We start from the raw sequence: 9,121 nt of genomic DNA, 5'->3' as shown, positions 1-9,121 counted from the left end.
AAAACAATTGGTTGTTAATTTTAAATCTCAAACGATCGTAAGAAATACTTTTTGAGTAAGCCCTAAATATGGGATAGGTTTGGTGGATCACAATAAATAAGGTTTCATCGTGCACCTCATTGCCGTATTTTGCACTTTCGGGCGCCTGGGCATTCAGGATTTTAGGCAATTGCAGATAATCTCGGTAGTAAAGCGGAGGATGAATCTTCATGCAGACCCTTACCTGAACAAATTGACCAATCGGAATCTCTACAGAGCGCGGTGCATAAAATGCACCCTTACATTCAGTGGCAGTCGCAACAATCTGGATAAGCAACCATCCATCAAAAACAGTAAACGCGAGTCAGTAATCAACAATCCTGATATCATGATTCCTGGAACTTCCCCAGGCATCGAAATTTTTTATATTAGAAAACAACGACATAGAACGCCAGCCCCCCTTTTCGACGAGCTCCAACAACGGTAAAATGACTTCCACTGGCGCATGACGTAAATCAATCTTCTTCCGCAATTGCCAATAGGATTTAGCGAACAATTCCGCGCCTTCCATAATCGCACTGACACTTGAAACTAGATCGGATACATCGGCCCTGCCAGGATCTTCTATCGGAACAATGCTCGCCTCAGTTTCCATCCAACCAATAATGGAATGGTGGGGAGCGGAGAAAAAACACTCTACAAGAACCCGGTCACGGTAAATTCGAGAAATCAGATCTGGCGCTAATTGGCAAGATGCCATCATCGAAATCATTCGATATGACTGCTGACGGCTAACACACTCGGGTTTATCTGAAAGTGAAAAATAATACCCTATTATATCCAGATCAATCAGGCCTTTAATTGCTCGTTCAAAAGCTTCCTGGGTCGTTCCATTCCAGCCAATATCAACCAGCGCCACCCGGCATCCGTCTGAAATACCCAGCTCAATTAACTGCCTGAATAATATTTTCCGGTTTCTTCGGCAAACTTTCAGAATTTCCCATCGATACGCCCAAAGGAATCGAACAATCGTATGGCGGGTTTTCAGTGAAAATCGAACTTTATCCCCGACGCCTAACTCGGCCATCATCCTGGCCGAAGGAGGGGTCACCCCGATTCTTTCCAGTATCTCATAAGGTGCCAGCCCATCCGCACCAGAGACGAGAAATGGAATAAAATTTGCAAAATTCTTATCTGTCATTGCCGCCATATTGAAGGCAGTCCGCGAACCGTAGAAATAATGATGCTCTGGAAGGGACGCACCATCTACTAGCTTGGCCAGACGATTCAATATATAGCCGTCTCTGGACATAAAAAGCACATGATCCACATTGTCCAGTTGGGCACGTTCGACGATCCAATCAAGGAACCCAACGGCAGCAGGTCCCCCATAACGAAAACCCAGGTCTTTGTACGAATCTGGTGTCACCTTTGATCCATACGTTCGTATCAAAGCCCTTGCGATCGAAGCAGCGGGAGACGACACACCGACAGCAGTAACGGGTTTGCGGGTTTCACGATAAAGAAACGCCCGCATGCCTTTCCTTTTTGCCTGCGCCTCGTCTGATACAGGATTATCGCCAATATGCAGGAAACGATCAGGATTTTTACCTACTGCCTTGACGACAAAATCGAACAATTCGCCTGTATCCCGCTTGGTTGCATTGCATTCAGAAGAAACGAATACCGGCACTTCAGGCAATCCGTGTCGTTGAAGACACTCCAGGAAGAATTTTTTCGGCAGATACATATCCGATATCACCAAAACGAATTTCCCGCTAGTGATAGCTTCACAAAAAATCGAAGTCAGTTCATCATTCGGTTTCAAGATATCAAGCTCCACTGCATATTCCGCTTGCATCAGCTTAGAAGCAGGCACCCCCACTCTATCAAAACAATCGTAAATATCACTCAAACTGATTTCTCGACGCCCGCTGGCATGCATTCGCCGGAATGCTTCAGCTTGCGCAGCTTTTCGAAGTACGCGGAACTTCGCTAACCCGAAGCGTGCACCGACAATATCGAAAACATCTTCCGGATCACAAAGCGGCCTCACGAATAAAGTATCGAAGAAATCGAATGAAACAGCATCGGCTTCATGAATCGATCGCCACAGCGCATCCGCATTGAAATGCTTATTCCAGGTGGGAGGTTGCTTGGTCATGTCGTTATATACACCTCATCCCATTACTAACCGACAGCAAGCTCAAAATTGATCCCGTTTGGATGAAGATTTGGATTATGAAATGGGTCATATTGAAAATATCGGGAATGCAGCTTATAGAGCCTTTGCTTATCTTGCATGAGACGTGTATGTTTCTGCGGATCGTCATGGTCCAGCCCGCGGCTGGCAGACTCAAAATGAATTAGTTGGACAACCGGAACCACAACATTGTAATAGCCTGACTCATACAACCGTATGCACAGTTCCACATCATTATAGGCAACAGGAAACGACTCATCAAAACCGCCTACCGCCAAAAACTTATCGCGCTGAATCATCAGGCAGGCGCCCGTCACCGCCAGCCAGTTGTATTCCAGCAGATTCCTCATAAAGTAGCCAGGATTGCCTTTAGGCAAATGAAGAAAAGCGTGGTTAGGGCCCGATTCAAGGTTAAGTATGCCAGCATGCTGAATCTCTTTTCCGCCCGGATAAAGGAGCTTGGCGCCGACTGCGCCAACATGAGATAATTGTGCATACCCTCCCATCCGTTCCAGCCAGTCGCTGCTGCAAACTTCGGTGTCATCGTTCAGGAAAAGCAACAATTCGCCCTTTGAATACCCAACTCCAATATTGTTCAATTGTGAAAAATTAAAGGGTGCATCATGACGGAAAACTTTTACTTGTGGATGTGTCTGCGATACTTGGCATAAATACGAAACTGTTTCCAGTTCAACAGATCCATTATCGATCACGACAATTTCGTAATTCTTGTACGAGGATTTGGCAAGAATGGAATCCAGACAATGACGCAGCACCTCATGGTTGTCCCGGCTAGGAATTACAATGGAGATCAGTGGCGTTCCTACCAAATCATAGCGCACCCTGAAATACCCAGGAATCTGTTCAACGGGTTCCATCCTGCCAGATTGTCCCCGTCGGGTCAGGGCGTCCTGCCTGGTCCGCTGGGAAGCTTCCAGTACATAGGGCTTTGCGGACATGTCAGAGGCAACCGAGGTCGGAATAATACGCCAATGATAAAGCACCTTGGCAATATGGCTGATTCGATTCGTTCGCTCTGTCAATCGCAGTACCAAGTCCCAATCCTGACAGCCGTCATATTTTGATTTCAACCCACCGAGCTCGCGAAGAAGATTCGTACGCATGCAAGCAACATGACAGGTGTACATAGTGCTCATCATGGTGTCAGGTGACCAGTCCGGCTTGAAATGCGGCTCTACAAAACGGCCCTCGGGACTGATCTTATCTTCGTCCGAATAAATGAAATCTGGGTTATCGCGGTCGATACAGCATGCCAGTTCATACAAACAATCCTCCGTCAGCGTATCATCGTGGTCGAGAAATACCACATAATCTCCACTTGCTTGGGCGATTGCCGCATTACTGGCCGCAGAGATGCCGGCGTTCTCTGCCAAGCGCTCACACCGGATTCTTTCGTCCACAAACGAAGTCAGTGCGCGCTGCGTTTCTTCAGAGGAGCTTGCGTCATCCACCAGAATCAGCTCCCAGTCGGAATACCATTGTGCCAGTACCGAATCCACAGCCTCATGCAACAAACTTGGCGGCGTATTGAATACAGGCATCACCAATGAGAACCGGGGGCGTCTTCCCAAAGATTCGATTCTTTGCGTAATATCTTCCGGTCGACGTGGTGGCACGTAGGTATATCCTTCGGGATGATCGGCCAGACGATACGAATTTGCAGTCGGATCCCACACAACCGAAATACCTGACGGACTGCTGGTGTCAACAACCGCTGAAGCATGGCTTGCCTGCAAACGCATTTTTACGCCGGCCAAACCCTCATCGCGTAACATCTTTGCGCTTCTTCGCAAGGCACTATTCCAGCCGTACTGATTTGTGTAACGCCGCAGAATACCTAAAACGACCCTGGCCTGGCGCACTTGGCGCCCAACCAGACGTAACGGGGTGGTAACACGCCAGCTTCGTGAACCATACACCTCTTCCAGAATCCTACGAAGCCTGTCTAGTTCAGCCTCTTTTTCGTTAAGCTGTTTAGTGCCATGATCATAACGTTCATTAAAATTTTTCGCCTGTTCCGTCAACTCCTGTTCTCTATCACTTAACTCACGTTTTAAGCTTGTGATCTGTCCCTGCAACACTGGTACGTCAGCAGCCTGCCGCTGCGCTTCACCTAGTGCAAAAGCCCGGCTTATCAATGTCACTAACTGCATGTCGGACCAATGCGTTTTAGCCCAACGCAGGAAAGGCAACAGCGACAGACGAACCTGCGCTTCGTCACCTGTCACGCCAAAACCTCCTCCATGATAGATACGATAACAGGCTGTCATCTGGTCTGCTCGCACCAATGGTCCGAGCTTCGCTACTGATAACCAGAAAGCCCAATCTTCAAAAGCGTCGAGAGAATCAACAAAGCGGCATCCGGCTTCTAACACCCGTCTGCGGAACAATACGGAATGGATTGGCAGAGTGTTTTCGTAGGCAAGGCGGATTGGATCAAACTGTGAATCAAATTGCCGCACCTCCACCCAACTCTCACTCTCACGACGTAATGCGGAAACCTTGCAATAGGCTGCGACAGCCTGCGGATTTTGTTGCAATACAGCAAGCATTCCAGACACATGCCCAGGCAAAAACCAGTCATCGTCATCGAGCAGTCCGATAAAATCACCGGAAGCGGTTTCTAGCCCTTCATTGGCAGCTGTAGAACGGCCCCGATTCACATCGAAGGTAATGTATTGCCAATGTCTGATGGAACCAACGCATGACTGCTCCACCAGTGTGCGCACATCAATCCCACCATCGTTGACTACCACCACTTCAATATTCGGCCAAGTTTGCGCAGCAACCGATCGGATTGCAACCTGCAATGTTTCAGGACGGTTGCAGGTCCTGATTACAATGGAGACAAGCGGATTATTGACTCCAAGTGCTGGTGGATCCAGCCGGGGCAACAAGCCACTAACCCACATATCCAGCAATGGACGATCTTCTTGTGGCCAAATATAGAATCCCTCGGCATGCGACACGGACCGAGGCAGAAATGTAGCACGGGCACAATTCAAGGCAAGTACCCGGTTAGTGGAAATATGGTCATTTTGACGGGAGGCATACACTGCCATGATCTGAGCCTTTTTATCCACTACCTCGGTGATATCAACCAATCGATTCACCATCCCCTGAATACCCACCTCATACCCAATTGGAAGAGCTGAAAAACCAGTGCGCCGTAAAGCCTCCCATGCCAACTCGGAAGCCAGTTGGTAATTCGAATTCGACCGAGATGCCCCCCCGGGCATAGGAAAAAATACTGCGGCAAAATCCCCCTCGCTGATTAGCTGCGCGAATTGCTTTATCAAGTCCTCGTCAGCTGCCTGACCATAATTGGATCGTGGCCAGAACATAGGCTTAATGCTACCCAGTAACTCACCTGCTCTCAGCGCTTCTACTTGCTGATCGCTCGCAGCAGCATCGTCTTCCACGCTTTCATCCTCGTCGGTCAGAATAACAACAGAAACAAACCCGCCCGTCGAATTGGCCTGTAGAATACTGCCGCCCATCCAGAAAGTTTCGTCGCCAGAATGAGGTGCCAACACCAACCAGCGCCCCTTTGGCAAGTGAGTGCTTTTCAAAGAAAATAAACCTTGTTCAATAACTCTATTTCTTGCTGCCATATCCTACCCTACCCTACCCTACCTAAATCAATTCTAATAACCCATACAGAAAACTGTGTATTTTATCTCACGAATTCCCACTTATCTCCTCTCCAACGCTCATTATGGGCATGCTGAAGCGCCGTGGCCATCTAAGGGATACTCGCTGAAGCTTTTACCGTTCCACTGTCCGGTAGGCAAGGATAGCACAGGCATATAGCGGCAATTATTTGGAATAACATTCCTGCCACGAGCCTACCTGCTCCGTTGCAAATAGCACACATGCCACTCCGACCTGATTGCTTACAGGTTAAAATCATCGTAATCACTGATTCCGACAGTAGCTTCAGTATTTACTTACTTTCGGAGTTCATTTTTCATCTAAAGCTAGAGATATCACGTTGATTTATGTGTTTGGGATTTATATCTCTGATTTTTTTGATAATCTTCAGCTTAATCGTTAGATGTTGGATCTGGATACAATGGTGATAATGCGTTACAGAGAACAAGAGGGTGTGGTACGGGGCACAATCCACGCAAACCCGAACGCCTCTCGCACCATCCTTTAATGGTTTTCGTAGCTGATGCGCGGATGATCGCCAATCTCTGGTTGCGTCCTGATGATAGCCATAGTGGGAATAGCGTGCGGGCTTTCCTGGATGATACGCTAGACAAACTGGGTGGCCAAGCGAGTAGTGTTATTGCGGGCGGATACTGGGCGACTGAAGCTGCTATGTTAGCGGTTATGCTGGCTTGCAACCTGATGCACTTGTTCCGTCAAATTGTATTGAGAAATCTGGGATAAGTAGTGTCTGCCCGAAAACCAATTATTTAATTATGAAATTAGTGCATTTGTCACCGTAATCCACCGTAATCGAAATTTATTGCCAAAATGGCAATATGGGCGATAAAAAACGGCAAGCCCGGAAAAATTCCGTTTGCCCATTCCTGTCAATTGACCTCAAAGCGGAATTTTTATCTGGCTGCGCAGAAGTGGGTGCTGAATTCCTGAGTAAGCTCTAATTACTCTCAATTTTCCCATTTCTGCAGTGACCAATCTATTGCGGATTTTCCACTCCAAGTGACCTGATTGGTAATTATCGGATTTATCCTAAGAGGAGGAGTTCGCACAATCCAACCTTCGGGAGAAATGAGATGAACATATGCATGCAAGTCTTGCTTTGGAGGACCAGTAATATCTAATCCAAATGACAATTCCCCGGAAGGAGGGAGAGGTATCATGTCATATTCACGAACATAAAAATAAAAATTTCCGTCAGTGCCTGAGAATTTCCAGCGTAGCAGCTTACGCGCTCCCTGATCTTCAATTTCAAGTAAAACACTTAGGGAATAGTCTGCACCGGCTGCGAGTTGAGAACGAAAGCTATTGATATGATCACGATAGCGTTCTTTTCCCATTTGCAAGATACATTGGCACTGTTCATTGAATTGATAAACTTCTGATCCCACTTTTTCCCCCAGTTCCTTGAGTTCTTCTTCGTCTCGTAGAAATACTGGCGGATTTTCCCGACCCAAAATAATATTTGCTTTTTGCATAGAGTCAAGGTAACCAAGACGTGCAAAATGAAACGGTAATAATATCTTATCCTCATTTTCTTCTATCAGAAAGCGATTTTGCTGCTCCATCACTTTCGCCATATTCGCAATTTGAAGAGCTATTTTCTGCTGAGAGAAAACCAGGGCTGCTATTATTATTAGCAAGGTCATGGCATGTAGCCTATTTGGATTTGCAAGCCATGCTAATAGGACGGCTAATGTCCAGCTAACAAAAAATAAAAGCCGTGATGATTTAGAATCAATGAATCCAGTCTGTAGCATTAGCAAGATCGGAATAAAAACAACGACCAAGCCAATCATTAGTAAAAACAGATTAAACTGCTTTTTCCGAATAAAAATTGCAATTAGCACAGAAATGCAAATATAAGTGACAATGAGCTTTCCGCTCCATCCGCTACCAAACAGACTAGATATTAACCCGGCTAAAATATCGATGGTTGTGAGTGTGCCTGCCGGAGGTGGATTGCCATACCCACCAATACCTTCAAGAACTGCTATTCGGTAAACTGTGTAGACTAAAGCCACTAAGATAGCTAACCAAGCGTGACGCAAACGCGTTTTCCAATCGTTTTCTGGGAATAAAATCAAAAAGGCAATAATGGGTACATACAGCTCTTTACTCAAGCAGGCCATAGCATAAAAGCCAGCGGCAAACAAAGAAAAACTGACTCTGTCCTCACGAACACCCCGTGCAAAAAAATAAAATGCCAATACTGAAAAAAATAGCCCATAAGCGTAATGACCGGTCATCAACATCTGTCCTATCGCTCCCGTTGCAGGCATGGCAAGAAATAAGGCTGCCCCCATTAGAGCAGATAATGGAACTATCCATAAACGCAATAAGTAAAATGTCGCTACGGACGTCAACCACAGGATGAACAATAAATGAGCATAATGCCCTGCCGGATTCAGGCCAAAAAGCGGTAAGCCCATTTCATAGAACAATGCATTCCATGGTGTAATATGTGCCCACGACTGCTCGCGCATGATCTCTGGTACAAAGAAGTACTGCCACGGGGAATAGAGAGCAGCGAAATATAAATGCGGCCCATCATCATAACGCCACCCCCCTGATAAAGCGCTATGATGCAGCCCTAAACAGAGGGTTGCCAAGAGAGTAGCTGCAACGGCAGGGCGAGTTAGAGCGCGCTCCCAATGTAGGAGATCAAGCTTTAGTCCACAATTTTCCATGTCCAATGCCTATGAGCAAGAAAAGTAAGGAGTGGAAGAAAAACAAAAGACAGCAATACACCAGCGAGATAGTGCCATTGCAGATTTTCACTTATGGCAATAGCAAGCAAGGAGACAAATAATCCCAGCAAGGATACTGTTAAAAAGCGCATATAGCGTTGGCGAGTGGCTGCTGCCCGAAATGACCAGCGACTATTTGCCCAGAAAGAAAAAAGATTAGCTGTTATAAAAGCTACGCCATTAGCAGGTATAGGATGGACTGAGAACAATTCAACCAATCCAGTAATCACCAAAAGGTGAAGTAACGTGTTTACCACGCCAATCAGAGAGAAGCCAGTAAATTGACGACTAGTTTTTCGGTTAAATATCCTGATTTCTTTGACCATAGCGCTGCCTGACGATATATACTGGCCGTTGCTTACTCTCACTATAAATTCGCCCAATGTATTCACCTAGCACGCCAATTCCCATCAATTGAATGCCGCCTAGGAAAAGTATCGCCGCTAACAATGAAGCATAACCAGGCACATCAATTCCAAATGCAAGAGTTTTAATG

6 protein-coding genes and 1 pseudogene are annotated in these 9,121 nt (G+C 46.4%); 1 reads left to right on the top strand and 6 read right to left on the bottom strand.

Annotated features, from left to right (window positions below; all coding sequences use genetic code 11):
* The 3 genes from ABTW62_RS12865 to ABTW62_RS12855 all read right to left on the bottom strand — a co-directional run.
* On the bottom strand, positions 1-316 hold a 316-nt coding region (locus ABTW62_RS12865), incomplete at its 3' end, for a tryptophan 2,3-dioxygenase family protein (RefSeq protein WP_430904975.1).
* Between the two features lie 27 nt (positions 317-343).
* Complete coding sequence (locus ABTW62_RS12860) at positions 344-2,143, bottom strand: HAD family hydrolase (RefSeq protein ID WP_430904974.1); 1,800 nt, start codon at positions 2,141-2,143, stop codon at positions 344-346.
* Positions 2,144-2,169: 26 nt separating this feature from the next.
* Positions 2,170-5,817 carry a glycosyltransferase gene (locus ABTW62_RS12855; RefSeq protein ID WP_430904973.1) on the bottom strand — a complete coding sequence of 1,216 codons (3,648 nt, stop codon included), beginning with the start codon at positions 5,815-5,817 and terminating at the stop codon, positions 2,170-2,172.
* 547 nt (positions 5,818-6,364) lie between these two features.
* Between ABTW62_RS12855 and ABTW62_RS12850 the strand changes: the two genes are divergently transcribed.
* Entirely contained in the window at positions 6,365-6,601 is a 237-nt protein-coding gene (locus ABTW62_RS12850; RefSeq protein ID WP_430904972.1) for a hypothetical protein, read from the top strand.
* A 224-nt stretch (positions 6,602-6,825) separates the two neighbouring features.
* Here ABTW62_RS12850 and ABTW62_RS12845 read toward each other — a convergent pair whose 3' ends face one another.
* From ABTW62_RS12845 to ABTW62_RS12835, 3 genes and pseudogenes are all read right to left on the bottom strand, one after another.
* Complete coding sequence (locus ABTW62_RS12845; protein ID WP_430904971.1) at positions 6,826-8,565, bottom strand: ArnT family glycosyltransferase; 1,740 nt, start codon at positions 8,563-8,565, stop codon at positions 6,826-6,828.
* Positions 8,547-8,951, bottom strand: a complete 405-nt coding sequence (locus ABTW62_RS12840; protein ID WP_430904970.1) for a GtrA family protein — start codon at positions 8,949-8,951, stop codon at positions 8,547-8,549. The genes ABTW62_RS12845 and ABTW62_RS12840 overlap by 19 nt, the downstream gene beginning before the upstream one ends.
* Positions 8,926-9,121: pseudogene (locus tag ABTW62_RS12835) on the bottom strand (glycosyltransferase); the annotation flags it as partial. The gene ABTW62_RS12840 and the pseudogene ABTW62_RS12835, both read right to left, overlap by 26 nt.

The organism is Nitrosomonas sp. ANs5 (assembly GCF_050584665.1).
GTDB lineage: Bacteria > Pseudomonadota > Gammaproteobacteria > Burkholderiales > Nitrosomonadaceae > Nitrosomonas.
Note: the sequence above shows the minus strand (reverse complement) of the source record. Positions and strands in the feature narration are given on the sequence as shown.